This is a genomic window from Synechococcus sp. 65AY6A5 (assembly GCF_002760415.1).
Lineage (GTDB): Bacteria > Cyanobacteriota > Cyanobacteriia > Thermostichales > Thermostichaceae > Thermostichus.
Window position 1 is genome coordinate 1,419,845 of record NZ_AXUW01000001.1, and the last position, 17,287, is coordinate 1,437,131.

A 17,287-nucleotide genomic window follows, 5' to 3' on the forward strand; every position below is an offset into this window, starting at 1 on the left:
CAAGTTGGCATTTCCAAGATAGCACATGAAATTAAGGAGAGACCGCAACAGTGTTTCTAGCCTGCAGGCCCATTTGGTGTTTGTCACAAATCCAGGCGAAAGATATTCACTCAAGAGAGTTTGAACTTGATTGCGGAGGCGTTTAAGAGTGTTGCCCGAAAGATGGACTTTGAGGTCTTGGAGTTTAACGGCGAGGCAGACCACGTCCGCCTTCTAATTGCCTACCCGCCCAAGTGGTCTATCTCTCAAATGGTGAATGTGCTTAAGGGAGTTTCGAGTCGCAAGTACGGGCAAGCTAAACTACCTAAACCTTGCGGCAAGAATGCCTTGTGGAGTCCCAGCTACTTGGCTTCTAGTGTTGGGGGTGCTCCTCTGCAACTCTTAGTGGCCTACATCCAAAACCAAGAAAAGCTGCCCTAGAGGGCAGGGTTTTAGACCTAGATTTTCTGATAAGAACTTGCGGAAGGAGTTGAGCCCTTTGAAGCGTCCTGAGGTACTAAAGGGGGGATCCCAGATGCCGTCAACACTTTGCATCCTTCTAGGGATCCTGCTGGGGGCAACGCTGCTGCTGTGGGGCCTGTGGGGATCCCCGGCGGGTGGCCAGACCCGTCTCAACTTCAGCAACGCCGATCTGCAGGGGCAGGATCTGTCGGGTCAGGACTGGCGGGGCAGTAGCTTTGTCAGCGCCAACCTGCAGGGCGCCGACTTGCAGGGGGCCAACCTGGCCGGCGTGGCCTTCACCAAGGCCAACCTGGCAGGAGCCAACCTGGCGGGGGCAGATCTCAGCAACAGCCTGCTGGATCTGGCCAACCTAGCGGGTGCTGACCTCCGAGGGGCCAACCTTAGGGGAGCAATCGCCGCGCGGGCCGTTTGGGAAGGGGCCCAGATTGCCGGCGCCGACTTCAGCGAGGCCTATGTGGATCGGGCGGCCCTGCGGCAGTTGTGCCAGCGGGCAGAGGGATCCCATCCCGTAACCGGAGTTTCCACTCGCGCAAGTCTCGGCTGTCCTTGAAAGCTGGCAAAGGTAAAGAAAACAGGATCCCTGACCCTCGCCAGCCGGATTGACCTTTAGATTGGGTGAGGCATTGATCGTACCTCAGCCATGAGCAAGCCCAGCTTTGCGGTGATCGGCCTGGCGGTGATGGGGGAAAACCTGGCCCTCAACGTCGAACGCAACGGCTTTCCAGTTGTCGTCTATAACCGCACCCGCTCCAAAACCGAGCAGTTCATCCAAGGGCGAGCCCAGGGCAAACAGATTACCCCCGCCTACAGCCTGCCGGAGTTGGTGCAACAAATGGAGCGGCCCCGTAAAATCTTGATCATGGTCAAGGCAGGCCCAGCGGTGGATGCTCTCATCGACGAGCTCAAACCGCTGCTGGAGCCGGGCGACATCCTCATCGATGGGGGCAATTCTCTCTACAGCGACACCGACCGGCGCGCCGCGGCCCTGGAGCCTACTGGGATCCACTTTGTCGGCATGGGGGTGAGCGGCGGGGAAGAAGGCGCCCTCAACGGCCCCAGCCTCATGCCTGGCGGCAGTCTGGAAGCCTACCACTTACTGGAGCCCATCCTCACCAAAATTGCCGCCCAAGGGCCAGACGGGCCCTGTGTCACCTACCTGGGGCCCAAAGGGGGCGGGCACTACGTGAAGATGGTGCACAACGGCATCGAGTACGGCGACATGCAACTCATTGCCGAGGTCTACGACCTCATGCGCAGGGGGCTAAAGCTTTCGGCACCCCAGATGCAGGAGATCTTCCAGGCCTGGAACGAGACGGAGCTGGAGTCGTTTCTGATTGAGATTACCGCCAAGATCTTGGGGACGCTGGATGCGGAGACGGGCAGGCCGCTGGTGGATCTCATTTTGGACAAGGCGGGGCAGAAGGGCACGGGCCTGTGGACGGTCAAGGACGCCCTGGATTTGGGGGTGCCGGTGCCCACCATCGAGGCGGCAGTGCAGGCTCGCATCCTCTCGTCGATGAAAGAGGAACGGGTGGCCGCCTCCCAGCAGTTGCCAGGGCCAGGAACAACCTTGGAAGGGGATCCCGACAGCTTCCTTCAGGATCTGCGCGCCGCCCTCTACTGTTCCAAGATCTGCTCCTATGCCCAGGGGATGGCCCTGCTCAGGCAAGCCACCGTTGCCCACGGCTATGTGTACACCTTCAGCGAGATCCCTCGCATTTGGAAGGGGGGCTGTATCATCCGCGCCCGCCTCCTGGGCAAAATCCAGTCGGCCTACCAAAGGGATCCGGAGCTAGTCAACCTCCTTTTGGATGAGGAGTTTAAGCGGGCCATCCAGGAACGGCAGGGATCCTGGCGGCGAGTGGTGGCCACTGCAGCAGCCTTGGGGATCCCGATCCCGGCCATCAGCGCCTCCCTGGCCTACTACGACAGCTACCGCACCGCCGAGCTGCCCCAGAACCTCACCCAAGCCCAGCGGGACTTCTTCGGGGCCCACACCTTTGAGCGCATCGACAGGCCGGGGGTTTTCCACCACGCCTGGAACGCCTAGGCAGGGCCCCGCCCTGGGGCAGCCGCCAGATCCAGCGGCGCTTGCTTAAACGTAGAGCCCCACACTTCGGTGTGGAAAGGCTCCCTTTCTTGGGGGAAATCCCTGCGGAAATGGCATCCCCGGCTTTCCTCCCGCAGCAAAGCCCCCTGGGCTACCCAGCGAGCCAGCAACAGCAAACTCCCGGCCTCGACCTCTTCCCGACTGGCCCACGGCTTCTCCTCCAGGGGCAGGGCTTCCGCAAAAGCCAGAAAAGCCCGCAGCCGCTCTCCCTCCCGCACCACCCCCAGGGCTTCTTCTGCTTGCTGCCTGAGCTGGGGAAGTAGAGAGGGCGGCGCTGTCAGCACAGGTAGAGCCTGCACCTGAAGGGGGGGCTCCTGGAGGTCCCGCAGGGCAGCCAGAGCAGCTCGCTTGCCCATGACCAGCCCTTCCAAAAGGCTGTTGGAAGCCAAACGGTTTGCCCCGTGCAACCCTGTGGAGGCCACCTCCCCGGCAGCATAGAGGCCCGGCAGGCCAGTGCGGCCAAAAGCATCCGTTCGCACCCCCCCCATGACGTAGTGAGCAGCAGGAGCAACCGGTAGGGGATCCTTGCCGGGATCCAGCCTCAAAGCGCGGGCAGAGGCAACCACGGTGGGAAAGCGCTCTTCCAGATGGGGCACAGCCCGGAGGTCAAGGTAAACTCCCCCCGTCCGCTGCCGCTCCCAGAACACCGCCTGGGCCACCACATCCCGCGGCGCCAGCTCTTCCAGCTCCGCATAACGAGGCATAAAGCGCTCCCCCCAGGCATTGAGGAGCACGGCCCCTGCCCCTCGGGCAGCTTCACTGACCAGGGCTCCATTGGGCAGGACGGTGGGGTGAAACTGCACAAACTCCAGATCCCTTAGGATGGCCCCTGCCCGCCAGGCCAAGGCCATGCCATCGCCGCTAGCTCCCGGCGGCGCCGTAGAGAGGGGGAAGAGGCTGCCAAACCCGCCTGTAGCCAGGAGAACCGCCCCCGCCCTCACCTGCACCAGTCCCTCAGGACCCAGGAGCAAGACCCCTGCCACTCTCCCCTCGGTCATCAAAAGACTGAGGGCCGTGTACCCCTGCAAAGGCGGCTTGCTCAGGCGGGCCAGCAAGCCCTTGAGGAGCCACAGCCCGCTCCGATCCCCTCCCAGGTGGCGTATCCGCGCCCGCGAGTGTCCCCCTTCCCGCACCGGCTCCGGATGGAAGGGGAGCCCCCAGGACAAGAGCTTCTCCAGGTGAAAGGGCGCTTCCTGCAAGATGGAGCGAGCCACCTCTGCTTCTACCAAGCCACGGCCTGCTTGCAGGGTGTCCTGGAGGTGGGCTTCCACATCTGCTGCATCCAGTGGAAAAGCTATCCCCCCCTGCGCCCAAGGAGTGGATCCAGAAGGCAAGGGATCCTTGCTTACCACCAGGGTTCTGGCTCCCTCTGCTTCCGCCCACAGGGCTGCATAGATCCCTGCCACCCCTGCCCCCAGGATCAAGAGGTCTGTTTCCGCTAGGAAAGACGTAGACAACACTGGACAAAACAGACCCTCGCCAAGGGTGCTCCCTCTAGGCTCCAGCAGGCACTGACAGCATGGCCAGGATGGACTTGCGGGCTTTTTCGGCCACCGCCTCCGGCACCTGGATCACGTAGCGCATCTCCACTAGGGAGCGGTAGATCTTCTCCAGGGTAATTTTTTTCATATACTCGCAGACGGCGTCCGCCTTGACGGGGATAAAGGTCTTATCGGGGGCCTCTTTTTGCAGCCGGTGGAGAATGCCCACTTCGGTGGCAACCACAAACTCGCGGCTGGCCGAAGTTCTGGCATAACGCACCATCCCCTCGGTAGAAAGGAGCTTGGCGTCCGGCTTGAGAAATAGACAACTGGAGCCGCAACTGCACTCGGGGTGGATGAGGAACTCCGCCTCCGGGTGCTTCTCTGCCATTGCCTTGAGGTGCTCCTCGCGAATGCCCACATGGACGTGGCACTCGCCGGGGAACAGATCCAACTCCCTCCCCGTTGTCTGGGCTACATAGGCCCCCAGGAACATATCCGGCACAAAGAAGATGGGGCGATCCGGCGGCAGGCTGGCCACCACCTGCACAGCGTTGGCGCTGGTAACGCAGACATCGGCCATGGCTTTAATCTCGGCGGCCGTGTTGACATAGGCCACCACCAGCCCCTCGGGGTTGGCCTCCTTCCAGCGCAGAACGTCCTCTGGGCGGATGCTGTCGGCCAGAGAGCAGCCCGCCTCCAGATCCGGCAGCAGCACCGTCTTTTCCGGGTTGAGGATAGCCGCTGTCTCGGCCATGAAGTGGACGCCAGCAAAGACAATGACCTGGGCATCTGTCTTTTGGGCCTCGCGGGCCAGGCCCAGGGAGTCTCCCACAAAGTCCGCCACTTCCTGCACCTCGGGGAGTTGGTAGGAGTGGGCTAGGATAACGGCCTGCCTTTCCTGCTTGAGTCGAGCAATTTCCTGGACAAGGGTTTCTTGGGTCATGGTGAACCTTCTGTTTTGGCTGGGCCGGCCACGGGTGCAGAGCTGGACTGGTGCGGGGCTAAGGAGAAGTTGCCAGCAGGCAGCAACTGGCCTTCCTGCTTTAGGCGGGATCGTTACCTAGCCTAGCATTAGAAACAGCGCTCCCTGGGGCAAACCTCAGGGCCGCACCACGAGCAAGGAGAGATCCAAGGCCTTGGCTGAGTGAGTCAGGGCCCCCACACTGATGTAATCCACGCCTGCCTCAGCTGCTTGCCGGGCGCGCTCTAGGTTCATGTTGCCGCTGGCTTCTAGGGGAACTTTCCCCCCTACCCGTTGAACGGCAGCCCGGATCTGCTCCAAGGGGAAGTTATCGAGAAGGATGAGATCGGCGCCTGCCGCCAAAGCCTCCTCCAGCTCTTGGAGGTTGCGCACCTCAACCTCGACCTTGAGGTGGTGGGGGGCACCTGCTTTGGCCCGCTGGACGGCTGCCAAGATGCCGCCGGCACCGCGAATGTGGTTTTCCTTAATCAAGATGCCGTCGAAGAGGCCAAAGCGGTGGTTTTTGCCGCCCCCTACCCGCACGGCGTATTTCTCCAGGGCGCGCAAGCCGGGGGTAGTTTTGCGGGTGTCCAGAAGCTGGGTTGAGGTTCCCCGCAGCGCCTCTACGTAGGTGCGGGTGAGGGTGGCAATGCCGGAAAGCCTTTGGAGAAGGTTCAGCGCCAGCCGTTCTGCCGCCAGAATGCCCCGCAGGGATCCCTTGATCTGGACTACCTCCTGGCCAGCGACAACAGAGGCTCCCTCCTCTACCTGGGAGGCGAACGCTAGCTGGGGATCCACCAGCCGGAAAACCCGCCTGGCAATTTCCAGGCCAGCTAGGATCCCTGGCTCCTTGGCCAGGATCACCGCCTCCCCCTCAACGCTGGGGGGCAGGGTCAGCTCGCTGGTGAGATCGCCGTGGCCGAGATCTTCTTGTAGCCAGGCACACAGGGTCTCCTCCGGGATGTATAATGCTTGCGTCATCTTTCGCTTTAGTTACCTATGGCCTCGGTTGGATCCTCTAGACCCAAGGGCGGCACCTTCAGCCGTCGTCAGCTGCTCAAAGCAGGAGCTGCCGCTCTTGGAGGCAGTTGGCTGGCCGCAGCAGGGGCTCAGGCTCAACGACGGGCTTCCCCCACTCTGATAGTGGCCCAGAGATCCAAGCTCGAGCGAGTTTCCTATGCTACCAACTGGTATGCCCAGGCCGAGCATGGCGGCTTTTATCAGGCGGTGGCCACAGGCATTTACCGCGAGTATGGGCTAGACGTCACCATCAAAATGGGTGGCCCTGGCGTCAACATCACCCAGATTTTGGCTGGCCGAGCCGCCGACTTTGCCATGGGGGGAAGCGCAGGGGTCATCAACGCTGTGCGGGAAGGGATCCCGCTTATCTGCGTGGCGGCTATTTTCCAAAAAGACCCCCAGGTTCTCCTCGCCCATCCCGGCACCCAGCGCCTGGAGGAGCTCAAGGGCCGACCCATTTTCGTATCCAAGGGGGCCTTTACCACCTACTGGCCCTTCCTGAAAGCCAAGTACGGCTTTACTGACGACCAAACCCGCCCCTACAACTTCAACCCTGGCCCCTTCTTGGCCGATCCCAGCTCGGCCCAGCAGGGGTATCTCACCTCTGAGCCTTTTGCCATTGAAAAACAAGGAGGCTTTAAGCCAGTGGTCTTCCTCCTGGCCGACTACGGCTACAACCCCTATGCCACCACCATCGAGACGCGGCGCCAACTGGTGGAAAGCAAGCCTGACTTGGTGCAGCGGTTTGTGGATGCTTCTATCAAGGGCTGGTACAGCTTTTTGGAGGATCCCCGCCCCGCCTACCGCCTCATCAAGCAGGATAACCCGGAGATGACTGATGAGCAGTTGGCCTACAGCTTTGGGAAGCTGAAGGAGTACGGCATCATTTTGTCTGGCGATGCCCTGGAAAAGGGCATTGGCGCCATGACCCACGAGCGTTGGCAAAGCTTCTTCGAGAGCATGACAGTGGCGGGTGTCTTTGAGCCAACCATTAACTACCAAGCCGCCTACACGTTGGACTTTGTCAACAAAGGCACTGCCTATTACAAAAGCTAGGTCAGGTTGCAAAAAAGGGAAGGGGGAGGGGATTGCATCGGTTTGGAGGGGGCTGCCGACCGTTCCGCTCTGCCAAAGGCCCTCACCCCCAGACCCTCTCCCTTTGGGAGAGGGGGACTAGGCATCTCACTGCTCCACTGCTACTTGTCAATGAATGGCTGTAACTAACCTTCGGGTATCCTGCCGACCGCTGGCCAAAGCTACTGCTCGGCAATGGTGACGTTGAAGCCCTTGTTCTTCAAAGTTTCAGCGTGGTAGCGGGCATATTCCAGTTGTTCAAATGCTGCCAACTGCACGAACTTCTGGCCGTTCACATCTCTTACAAAAGCGTCATTGGCAACTTGCCGAGCTCGCGCCAAGCTTTCCTCTCCGGAGTAGGTGGTCAGCACCAAAAAAGTTCCTTCGCCGCGGTTAGGCCCCAAGGAATCGAGATCGTTGCTGTGCAGGGGCACCGTGAGCAAAGATTCTGAAACAGTGGCCACTTTGGGCTGGGAGGGGCGCTCCAGGCTGGCTGCCACTTTCTCCACTGTTTTCGGGCGGGAAGGAGCAGGTTTCTGTGCAGCCGCGGCCAAGTTGGTTTGTAGGCTGTCCAACAAGTTGGCGACATCCTGAAGGGGATCGACCCGCAGCTCCTCCAGATTGGGAGTGTTGGCCAACCCTAGCGCCAACTGACTGGGATCCAGCCCACCTGAATAGAACTCTTCCCCTACCTGTCCTGGCAGCGGCTCCAGGGGAAGCAAGGGCAACCGGGCCAAATCCACCTGGGCAGGGATCCCTTTTTCCGTCTTGTGGGCCAGGACAGCGGTTTGGGGAAGCGACAGCTCTTCCGGCCAGATCAGCCAGCGCACCCCAAAGCCGATCCCCGCGCAGGAGAGGGCCCACACCAGCAAGACCCAAAGAGGGGAGAGCACCCCCGCCGGCCGTGGCGTTTCTTCCTCCTCCAAGTCTTCCACGACTTCTTGCATCAGCACAGGTGAAGAGCGCTCCACGGGGATATCGCTTCCAAGGGGATCTGCCCACGGCAAGGGGACAGATGGCCTGCGCTGCAAACGTTGCCAGAGGCGAAATCGCTCCAATTCCTTGAGCTCATCCAGATGCAAGCAGCTCAGCGCTTCCTGAAGCGTCAGTTGAGGAGTCGGCTGGGCTTGCGGGGCCCTCGGTAGGGGTCGAGTAGCATCTGAGGGAAGTGGAGAAAAACTCATAGGCAACTCACCCTCGCTAGACTAAGAGCTAGGAAGCCAGCAGAACCGATCCGGTGCTGAACCCGAGAACCGCTTAACCACAGAGCCAACCCCAGGGACAAAGGCAAGCCATCACTACCATGCCACAAGCCGAAGGCCTTCTTCTAGGGATTGGCCGCAAGATAGAGGGCGCGCACATCTGCCGGCAGATGCTGAAGCAGGAGCTGGCGAGCGGAGGCAACAATGGCATCCACCTCCTCTGGGGCGAGGTAGTACCTGTCAGCTTTGAGCTGGGCAGCGATGCGCTCCGGCGACCAACCAAACCGATCCCGTAGCAGCAGAATAAAGCGCATATCTCCCGGCAAGTTGTCCAGAGCCGCGCTCAGGTAACAGGCCAATGCCGGCGAAAGAGGGGGCTTCGCTGCACCAGCGCTCGCAGTTTGAGGAGGGGCAGCCTCACCCTCAGCAGCGCCGTCAGACCGCCCCGCAAAAGGCCAGATCAGCTCGCGGATTTGCGCCGCCAGCCAGGGTGCCAGCACCGGATCCCCGCCCCCCTCGCTCTGGAGCGTGCGGACATCGAGATGCTGAAGGCGCGCATACAGGCGCAGCCAAACCTCCTCTCGCCAAGCAGCCCGCTGCTCCGGGGGCAGATGCTCGGCCAGGATCCCATCCACCCAGGCGCAGTAGCGGCAAAACAGGGCGATGAAGTAGCGCGCCGCCTGCGGCTGCCGTTGAAAGGCTCGCAGCAGTTCCAGATCGCTGTGGTGGGCCACCCCCTTCACGATAGAGGCCTCGCACTCCCGCCAAAGGGGAGTCACCACCTCAACCATAATCCCTCTCGCCAGAAAGAAGCTCTCTAGCTATTTTCCAAGATCTCTCGACAGGCCGATAGCAACTGCTCCTGCTCCGGCAGGGTTCTTAGGCCAATGCGCAGATAGCGATCCCCCAGCTCTGGAAAGCTCAGGCAATCCCGCACCAGGATGCGGTGCTGCCGCAACAGCTTTTCTTGAATCTGCGTAGCGGAGCCAGGGCAGCGCACCAGCACAAAGTTGGCTTGGCCGGGCCAGGGATCCCAGCCGGGTAGCCCCTGTAGACCTCTCAGCAAATGCTCCCGCGCCGTAGGCAGCCAGGCCAGGGTGCGCCGGCGAAAGTCTTCATCTGCCAGAGCCGCCGCCGCCGCCACCGCCGCCAATCCGTTGACGCTCCAGGGATCCCGCCACTGCCGCCAGCGCCGCCAGTGATCCGGATGCCCCACAGCAAAGCCGATGCGCAAGCCGGGCAAGGTAAAGAACTTGGTCAGCGAACGGATGACGATGGTGTTGGGGTGGGCCTCCAGGTGAGGGATCAAAGTCTGGCTGCGGGGCAGCTCTCCCACCTCTGAGCTGGCGTCCAGAGGGGGCAGCTCCTGCGGGGCGTCTCCTGGCAAAAAGTCCATAAAAGCCTCATCCACCACCACCTGCTCGAACTGGGGCAGAAGGGGCAAGATGTCTTGCCGGAGGAAAAGCCGGCCCGTCGGGTTGTGAGGATTGTTTAGCCAGAGCACCCGGCCTGTCTTGTCCGCCCGGATCTCTTTCTGCAGCAAGGCCAAGGGGGGGGATCCCTGAGAGGGCAAAAGATCCAAACCCCTGAGGGTTACACCCGCCGCCCGCAGGGCCCGCTCATAGTCCCCAAAAGCCGGCCGGGGCAGCCAAACCTCCCGTCCCTGGGCATCGCGGGCCGCCCAGGTGAGCAATTCCGCCGCCCCGTTGCCCACGAAGATCCACTCCGGATCGACCGCCCAGCGCTGCGCCAAACAGGCCCGCAGCTCGCGGTAGTCGGGATCCGGATAGCGGCTAATCGCAACTGGATCCGACGCCGACAGGGCCCGAGCCAGAGCTTGCAAAACCGACTGCGGCGGACCCAGGGGGTTGAGGCTGGCCGAAAAATCCAAAATAGCCTCGGCAGGGCAGCCGGCAATGGCTGCCCCCCAAGCGCGATTGCCACCATGCTGAGGCCGTTGCACGCCTGTCCATCCCAAAGCCCAGGTTCGCTGAGAGAACTCCGCCTGAGGAGCGCGAACGGCTGGGATCCCGTCAAACTCCCGAAGACTTGTGGCCACCTGCCACCGCATCGCGGAAAGTTTTGCCTGCAGTGAAAGTCGGGACAATGCTGGCTGGGATCACCATCTTCTCGTTGGTCTTCGGGTTGCGACCTTCCCGTTGTTTGCGCTTGCGGGCCTCAAAGGAGCCGAAGCCCACCAGGGTCACCTTTCCTTTGGGTTCACCGTTTTCATCGCGGGATGCGACCTCTTCGACAATGATCTCCAGCGCCGCCGTCAGGACAGCTTCAGCTTCTTTTTTGGTTACGTTGGCGCGATGAGCGACGGCATCCACAAGCTCTGCCTTGTTCATCCTGATCTCCTCGTGAGTTAGGCAATAGGGTTAAAACAGACTCTGGCCGCGTACTTGCGAGGTGCTGCGAAGCAACCACGGCCCAGAGTGTTCTCAGTTTTTAGGAGCGGGGCTTGCCCTGCACTGCGCCAAGGCGCCGCTGGCGCGAATGGCAGGATTGTGGCAGTTTGGCTCCAAATCACTGACATATTCTACAGCCAAGTTAGGGCAGAAGCCGGTTGGAGAAGGGATTTTAGGGGGGCTGAGTGGAATTTTTTGGGAACAAAGAGAGATCAACCGATAATCCTAATATCCACTCCCCTCGAATGCCGGGGCAAGTCGCGCCCAGGGCCTCACGAGTCACGTTGGAAGTAGGCCCGCATCACCTCGCGGAAGATCGGGGCGGCCCGGGATCCACCCCCGCCGCCACTGTTTTCCAGAAAGACCACGACTACCAATTCGGGCCGGTCGTAGGGGGCATAGCCGACAAACCAGGCGTGGGAGCGCCGCGGCGGATCCTCGGCGGTGCCGGTTTTGCCGGCGGTGGGGGGAAAGCCCGGCCCCAGGTTGGCGTTGCCGCCGGTGCCGTAGACCACCACATCCCGCAACCCCTGCTGCAGGATCTCCAGCGTGGCGGGGGAAAGACCCACCTTCTGCCGCAGGGGCACGGGGCTTTCCGGGATCACCTGCTGCGAGAGCAAGGGGCGAACCCGCCAGCCGCCGTTGGCCACCGCTGCTGTTACCACCGCCATCTGCAGCGGCGTGGCGGTGATAAATCCCTGGCCGATGGACATGTTGACCGTATCGCCCACGTACCAGGGCTCGCGCCAGTGGCGCTGTTTCCACTCGGCGTCGGGCACCAGCCCAGCAGCTTCCCCTTTGAGGCCGATCCCGGTCAATTGCCCCAGCCCGAAGCGGCGCGACCATTCTTGCAGGGGGGCGGCCTTGGTGCCCAGGGCAATTTGGTAGAAGAAGGTGTCGCTGCTGTAGGCCATCGCCTGGCGGTAGTTCAGCCGCCCGAAACCGGCCCGGTTCCAGTCCCAGAACCTCCACCCGCCCACCTGGATGTAGGGGCCGGTCTGCAGCACCGTATCCGGGGGAAAGGCTCCCGACTCGATCCCGGCGGCGGTGGTGATGATTTTGTAGGTGCTGGCGGGGGGATAGGGCCGCAGGGCGCGGTTGAGGAAGGGGAAGTCCCGCTGTTGCAGGCTCTCCCACTGGGCTTGGGTGATGCGGCTGGAAAAGAGGTTGGGATCAAAGGTGGGATAGCTGGCCATGGCCAGGATCGAGCCGTCGCGGGGATCCATGGCGACCACTGCTCCTTTCTGCTGGCCCAGGGCCTGCTCCGCTGCCTGCTGCAGGCGTACATCCAAAGTCAGCTGCAGGGTGTTGCCCGGTCGAGGCGCTTGCTCTCCCAGCACCCGCAGCACTTCTCCCATGGCGTCTACCTCCACCTGGCGCCCGCCCCATTGGCCGCGCAGATGGCTCTCGAACAATTCCTCCACGCCCATCAGGCCGACGATATCCCCCAGGCGATAGCTGGGATCGGCCCGCAGTTGTTCCTGCGAGATCTCGCCGGTATAGCCCAGCAGGTGGGCGGCCAGGTCGCCATGGGGATAAAACCGCACCGTCTCTGCCTCCACCATCACCCCCGGCAGCTCGCGGCTCATCTCTTCCAGTTGAGTGACCACCTGGGGGCTGGCGTTGCGCAGGATGCGCACCGGAAACGGGGAGCGATAGCCCGCCCGCTCCAGTTTTTGGGCAATCTCTTCGGGAGCCATGTTCAAGGACCGGGCCAGCTTGGGGATCGTCTCCTGCCAGCCCTGCCGCGATTGCACCAGCGGCCACAGGAAGACCGAGTGGGAGAGCTGGCTGCCCGCCAACAACACGCCGTTGCGATCCACAATGCGCCCCCGTTCCGGCGGCTGGGGCAAGAGACGAATGCGGTTGGTATCGGCCAACTGGCGGTAATACTGGGTGCGCACCAGTTGCAGGTAGGCCAGGCGGGATCCCAGCCCTCCAAACAGCAACACGCTGGCCAGCAGGAGCAAGACAACAGCTCGGTAGCCCTGGCCCACCGCTTTGGCTGGCGGGGATCCCAGCCAGCGAGGGCTCCTGGGCGGCGGGGGAAGGACGCGGCGCGGGTCGGGGGGCCTGGAGTGGAGAGAAAACAGGGTCTTCGGATCCCGTCCCGCCGATGAGGCGGGGCCGCCAACAGGGTAAAGTTTGGCCATGAAGAATTGCTGCAAAAGTTGCAACTCATCCACCCAGCGCACAACGTCACACGTCTGGGCGGGCCGTCTCGGCCTCCCTCCAGTATCCCCGGCTGCGGCAAGCTTCGTCCAGGAGGGCCGCGTGGATAGGGCAGGGCAACGACAACGGCTGCGCCAGGCTGCCTGGCTGATGGTGGGCAATGGCCTGCGCCTGGGGTTGTCCGGGGCCTATTTCATCCTGCTGGCGCGGCTGTTGGGGCCGGAAGCTTTTGGAGTGTTCTCCGCGATTTTGGCCTGCAGCAACCTAGCTGCCCCCTTTGGCTACTGGGGCCAATCGGAATTGCTGATCCAGCGCCTAAGCAACCGGAGATCTGCCGCGGCTGCCCCGGAGATCAGTCCCAGCCTGTGGCTGGCCGGACTGGGCTGCGGCGGGATGGCGCTGCTGTTGGCGCCCCTCCTGAGCCTCTGGCTGGCGGAGACTTCTCCCCTGCTGGTAGGGATCCTGCTGGCCAGCGACCTGCTGTTTATCGCCATTCCTGAGGTGTACCGAGGGATCCTGATTGGGCAAGAGCAAGTTGCCGGCGTGGCCCTCATCGACACCGGCATGGCGCTGGGGCGATTGGGGGCTGTGCTGCTGGCGGTGGCCTTGGGCTGGGGATCCCTAACCCAATGGGCCATTCTCTACGGGCTGATGGTGCTGGCGGTGCTGCTGCTGATGGCGCGGGGGATGGGGCGGTGGAGCAAGCCTTCTCCCCCCCTGGTCTGGAGAGATCTGGGGGAACGGCTGGTGGCGGGCTGGGACTTTGCCGTGGGGCTGGCGGCGGCCAAAACCTTCACCGACCTGGACAAGCTGCTTTTGCCCCGCCTGGCCTCGGCAGCAGCGGGGGGGCTCTACAGCGCTGCCTACCGGGTGATCAACTTTTCGCAAACGCCGATGATCGCTCTGCTCACCAGCCACTTTGCCGAGCTGTGCCGCCAAGGACAGAAAAGCCTGCCGCAGGGCTGCCGCTACGCCTGGCACCTTTCCCCTTGGGTGGCGGGCTACGGCAGTTTGGCCGCCTTGGGGGTGGCATTGGGCTCTTACGGGATCCCTTGGGTGCTGGGGTCGGCTTACCAAGAGACGGCCCTCATCTTGCGCTGGCTTAGCCCGGTGATCTTGCTGGAGGGGATCCACCTGCTGCTGTCTCACCTGCTCACCGGGTCAGGGTTGCAAAAGCCCCGCAGCCGCCTGCAACTGCTGGCTCTGGGGCTCAACGGGCTTTTGAATGCGGTTTGGATCCCGAGGTGGGGTTGGCGAGGGGCGGCTTCGGCCACCTTGCTCTCAGAAGTGGCGCTGGTGCTGGCCTTGCTGCTGCTAATTCGACAGCAATTGCGCTTTCCAGAGGGAGGCCAACCCAGCTCGAACTAGGAGGTCTTGACGATGTAGGTGGCCTTGGCGTCCGGACCAAAGCTGATGACATCCCCCGACTTAAGTTGGTGGGTAGAAATTTTCTGGCCGTTGATCAGCAGGCCGTTGGTGCTGGGCCTACCCTCCAGATCGCCATCGAGAATGCGGTAGTAGTACTCTCCCTCCTTCTCAGCAGGAACGCGCAGCAGCATGGCGTGGTAGCGGGAGGCGTACTGGGAGTTAAGGCAGATGTCGTTGGCCAGGTCGCGACCAATGAAGTATTTCGCAGAGGTCAGCACCTGGCTGCGGCGGCCATCTCGATCCTCCACGACCAAGATGTGCTGCTGAGCACTCGGAGGAGAAGGCGCAGAATCAACCATAATCCCTTCCGCTGCAACTGCCCGAATCTAACCTTAGCACCATACTATAGAATAGAAGCTCGACTCCAGAATTGGCAGAGCTGCAGAATCGCCTAAGATGACCTGCCAAATCTCAAGGTCGGCCAGCGGCCCTTTGCAGCAGCGGGCCCACCAGCTCTGGGAAAAGGGCATAGGCTCCTACTGCCCATTGGGCCATGCCCACCACCACCTCCGACTTGGACTGGCGAGCGGCGTCCCAAATGGCTGCGGCCACTTCTTCTGGCCGGCTGGCCCAAAAACTCTCCAGCGCCTGTTGCATTTGCTCGCGGGCTTTCCCACCTGAGGCTTGCGATTGGCCATCGGGAGAGGACTCCGGCCCCCCCTCATCCAAAAAAATGGCTCGCTTGAGAAAATTGCTGCTGACAATGCCCGGATGGACGCCGATCACCTGGATCCCGTGGGGTTGCAGTTCCAGCCGCAGCGCCTCCGTCAGCCCACTGACCGCGTACTTGCTGGCACAATAGGCGCTCATTTGGGGCAGGGGCATCTTGCCGCCGACCGATCCCACGTTGATGATCTGACCTTTTTTGCGCTTCAGCATATCGGGGAGCACGGCCCGGATGGTGTACAGGTAGCCCCAAAAATTGACCGCCATCAGCGCCTGCCAGTGTTCCAGGGTGGTTTGCAAAAAAGGGCCCTTCAGGCAGATGCCGGCGTTGTTGATCAGGCAATCGATGCGGCCATAGCGTTCTAGGGTTCTCTCCACCAGGTTTTGCACCTGTTCTGGCTGCGTGACATCGGTGGGAACGGCCAAGACCTCGGCGTTTAGGCTTTGCTCCAGCTCGATGGCGGTTTGTCTCAGGGTTTCGGCGGTACGGGCAGCCAGCGCCAAGCGGTAGCCGCCACGGGCAAAGGTAAAGGCCGTGGCCCTGCCGATGCCTTCGGAAGCGCCTGTAATTAAAACAACATCGGCCATCCTGCTTCTCCGCAAATCTGGACTGGGATCCCTTTACCTGTTGTAGCTTCTTTGGGGGTTGGGGATCCCTGCTTGGCCTGAGGGCTTAAGATACGGAGCGGTAGCGAAGATACAGTTTATGGCCTCTACCTACTCATTCGATATCGTCAGCGACTTCGACCGGCAGGAACTGGTGAATGCCGTGGATCAAGCCCGGCGGGAGATCAAACAGCGCTATGACCTCAAGGATACTCAGACAGAAATCGAGCTGGAGGAGGGATCCCTGACCATCACCACCGCCAGCGAGATGGCTCTCAACTCCATTCGCGATCTCCTCCTCACCAAGGCGGCCAAGCGGGGCCTCTCCCTAAAGATCTTCGACTTTCAACCTCCGGAGAGTGCCGGCGGCAACCGGGTGCGCCAGGTGGTTCGGCTGAAAAAGGGCATCGATGCGGCGCTGGCCAAGCAGATTGCCAAACAAATCCGCGACAACTTCAAAAAAGTGCAGCCCTCCATTCAAGGGGATCTGGTGCGGGTTTCCGGCAAAGACAAAGATGAGCTGCAGGCGGTCATTCAAATGCTCAAGCAGCAGGATTACCCGGTGGCGCTCCAATTTGTCAATTACCGATAGAGAGCCGATACAAAGTCGGGGGGATCCCTGGTTGATGATAAGGATTGGTGCAGAGCGATCCCGGCTCTCGCCATCCCATCGCCACAGCCTCTCTTGGAACCAGTCTGCAGAAAAAGCTAGGATCCCTTACTATGGGGATGATCTCCATCTCCAGCCGCGACTCTGCCGTGCCAGTATGTACACTATCTCTGAGTTCGATCGCCTGATCCAGTTTCTCCCGGTGGAGATCCGCCCCGAGGTGCAGATCGAGATCGGCACCCCTGACCAATCTCGGGTTGTGCAGCCGCTCTGGCGCTTCCCCTGGCAGAAGTACACCCGCTTCGCCATTGACCTCAGCCGCTGGCAGAAGCTGAGCCCTGACCAACAAAAGATCTACTTTTTGCGGGAAGCGGTGATGGCCACCGAGCTGGCCTTGGGGGATAACTGGTCGGCCCTGTTGCTGTATCCCGCGCTGATCGGGGCCGGCAGCATGGGCATTTTGGTGGAGTTGCAGATGGGGGATAACCTGGGCGTGGGCTTGGCAGCCGGCTTGGCGGCGTCGGCGGTGTTTCTTTTGCGCAAAGCAGAGAAAGGCCAGAAGGCCCAGGTGGCAGCCGACGAGTTTGCCGTGCGCTACGCCTCCCAAAATGGCTACACCTCCGAACAGGCGGCTGCCATTTTGCTGAGCGCGTTGCAGCAGGTGGCCATCCTGGAAGATCGCGTCAAGAACGACTACGACACCACCATGCGCCGCCGCAACCTGGAGTTTCTGGCGCAGCGGGGCCTGGGATCCGGCACCTTGACCATCAATCCCAAGTACCGCAACAAGGGCCAGAACCCCAACCCCTACCAAAATCCCTTTCAGCGTTGAGCAGTTCCTGCAAACTAGGTGGGGGATGACTCCCGACCCTCAAACATGGGTGACGCCACGCTGCGCGAACCGATAGCGTACCGGCTTCACGCTTCACTGACTTGTCTCAGCATGCTGCCACCGTGCAACCCACGGCGGAAACCAGTCAGGGAAGCTGATACATTTACGCTGAACACTGCTGAGCATTACTGCTCAGCGGTGAAGCGATAGCATTCTGTCCGTTTCCGTTGTCACTACGCGACGCTGACG

At 61.6% G+C, this 17,287-nt stretch carries 16 protein-coding genes and 1 pseudogene; 7 read left to right on the plus strand and 10 right to left on the minus strand.

Annotated elements, in window-relative coordinates; genetic code table 11:
* The first annotated feature begins 25 nt into the window (after positions 1-25).
* From tnpA to gndA, 3 genes and pseudogenes are all read left to right on the plus strand, one after another.
* Positions 26-420, plus strand: a pseudogene (tnpA, locus tag SYN65AY6A5_RS06770) (IS200/IS605 family transposase).
* Between the two features lie 94 nt (positions 421-514).
* On the plus strand, positions 515-1,012 hold the full coding sequence (locus SYN65AY6A5_RS06775) for a pentapeptide repeat-containing protein (protein ID WP_099884127.1): 498 nt from the start codon (positions 515-517) through the stop codon (positions 1,010-1,012).
* 90 nt (positions 1,013-1,102) lie between these two features.
* The gene (gene gndA, locus SYN65AY6A5_RS06780) at positions 1,103-2,512 is read left to right on the plus strand and encodes an NADP-dependent phosphogluconate dehydrogenase (protein ID WP_099884129.1); all 1,410 of its coding nucleotides are present in this window, start codon (positions 1,103-1,105) and stop codon (positions 2,510-2,512) included.
* Here gndA and SYN65AY6A5_RS06785 read toward each other — a convergent pair.
* The 3 genes from SYN65AY6A5_RS06785 to nadC form a co-directional block, all read right to left on the minus strand.
* A complete protein-coding gene (locus SYN65AY6A5_RS06785; RefSeq protein WP_099884131.1) occupies positions 2,509-4,029 on the minus strand; it encodes an FAD-binding protein in 1,521 nt (506 codons plus the stop codon). The two genes, gndA and SYN65AY6A5_RS06785, sit on opposite strands and share 4 nt — an antisense overlap.
* 37 nt (positions 4,030-4,066) lie before the next feature.
* Positions 4,067-4,999 carry a quinolinate synthase NadA gene (gene nadA / locus SYN65AY6A5_RS06790; protein WP_011429831.1) on the minus strand — a complete coding sequence of 311 codons (933 nt, stop codon included), beginning with the start codon at positions 4,997-4,999 and terminating at the stop codon, positions 4,067-4,069.
* Between the two features lie 156 nt (positions 5,000-5,155).
* Complete coding sequence (nadC, locus tag SYN65AY6A5_RS06795; protein ID WP_099884133.1) at positions 5,156-5,998, minus strand: carboxylating nicotinate-nucleotide diphosphorylase; 843 nt, start codon at positions 5,996-5,998, stop codon at positions 5,156-5,158.
* 18 nt (positions 5,999-6,016) lie between these two features.
* Here nadC and SYN65AY6A5_RS06800 point away from each other — a divergent pair, with 18 nt between their 5' ends.
* Positions 6,017-7,093, plus strand: coding sequence for an ABC transporter substrate-binding protein (locus SYN65AY6A5_RS06800; RefSeq protein ID WP_099812296.1), 1,077 nt, complete (start codon positions 6,017-6,019; stop codon positions 7,091-7,093).
* Between the two features lie 200 nt (positions 7,094-7,293).
* Here the strand turns inward: SYN65AY6A5_RS06800 and SYN65AY6A5_RS06805 are convergent, their stop codons facing one another.
* The 5 genes from SYN65AY6A5_RS06805 to mrdA all read right to left on the minus strand — a co-directional run bounded on the left by SYN65AY6A5_RS06805 (position 7,294) and on the right by mrdA (position 12,877).
* Positions 7,294-8,058 carry a hypothetical protein gene (locus SYN65AY6A5_RS06805; protein ID WP_240527877.1) on the minus strand — a complete coding sequence of 255 codons (765 nt, stop codon included), beginning with the start codon at positions 8,056-8,058 and terminating at the stop codon, positions 7,294-7,296.
* A 380-nt stretch (positions 8,059-8,438) separates the two neighbouring features.
* A complete protein-coding gene (locus tag SYN65AY6A5_RS06810; RefSeq protein WP_011429827.1) occupies positions 8,439-9,104 on the minus strand; it encodes a hypothetical protein in 666 nt (221 codons plus the stop codon).
* Positions 9,105-9,130: 26 nt separating this feature from the next.
* Entirely contained in the window at positions 9,131-10,372 is a 1,242-nt protein-coding gene (locus SYN65AY6A5_RS06815) for a threonine-phosphate decarboxylase (RefSeq protein WP_346426044.1), read from the minus strand.
* Positions 10,347-10,664 (minus strand): HU family DNA-binding protein, encoded by a 318-nt coding sequence (locus SYN65AY6A5_RS06820; RefSeq protein ID WP_011429825.1) that lies wholly within the window; start codon positions 10,662-10,664, stop codon positions 10,347-10,349. The genes SYN65AY6A5_RS06815 and SYN65AY6A5_RS06820 overlap by 26 nt, the downstream gene beginning before the upstream one ends.
* Before the next feature lie 332 nt (positions 10,665-10,996).
* Positions 10,997-12,877, minus strand: coding sequence for a penicillin-binding protein 2 (gene mrdA / locus SYN65AY6A5_RS06825; protein WP_099884555.1), 1,881 nt, complete (start codon positions 12,875-12,877; stop codon positions 10,997-10,999).
* 121 nt (positions 12,878-12,998) lie between these two features.
* On the opposite strand from mrdA, the gene SYN65AY6A5_RS06830 reads away from it, so the two are divergent.
* Positions 12,999-14,264 (plus strand): lipopolysaccharide biosynthesis protein, encoded by a 1,266-nt coding sequence (locus SYN65AY6A5_RS06830; protein ID WP_240531004.1) that lies wholly within the window; start codon positions 12,999-13,001, stop codon positions 14,262-14,264.
* Here the strand turns inward: SYN65AY6A5_RS06830 and SYN65AY6A5_RS06835 are convergent.
* Both SYN65AY6A5_RS06835 and SYN65AY6A5_RS06840 read right to left on the minus strand, forming a co-directional pair.
* Complete coding sequence (locus tag SYN65AY6A5_RS06835; protein WP_011429822.1) at positions 14,261-14,623, minus strand: FHA domain-containing protein; 363 nt, start codon at positions 14,621-14,623, stop codon at positions 14,261-14,263. The genes SYN65AY6A5_RS06830 and SYN65AY6A5_RS06835 overlap by 4 nt on opposite strands.
* A gap of 112 nt (positions 14,624-14,735) precedes the next feature.
* Entirely contained in the window at positions 14,736-15,578 is an 843-nt protein-coding gene (locus SYN65AY6A5_RS06840; RefSeq protein WP_011429821.1) for an SDR family oxidoreductase, read from the minus strand.
* A gap of 118 nt (positions 15,579-15,696) precedes the next feature.
* On the opposite strand from SYN65AY6A5_RS06840, the gene SYN65AY6A5_RS06845 reads away from it, so the two are divergent.
* Together SYN65AY6A5_RS06845 and SYN65AY6A5_RS06850 are read left to right on the plus strand one after the other, a co-directional pair.
* Entirely contained in the window at positions 15,697-16,188 is a 492-nt protein-coding gene (locus SYN65AY6A5_RS06845; protein ID WP_099884135.1) for a YajQ family cyclic di-GMP-binding protein, read from the plus strand.
* A gap of 175 nt (positions 16,189-16,363) precedes the next feature.
* Positions 16,364-17,038, plus strand: coding sequence for a DUF3318 domain-containing protein (locus SYN65AY6A5_RS06850; RefSeq protein WP_011429819.1), 675 nt, complete (start codon positions 16,364-16,366; stop codon positions 17,036-17,038).
* The last annotated feature ends 249 nt before the right edge of the window (positions 17,039-17,287 follow it).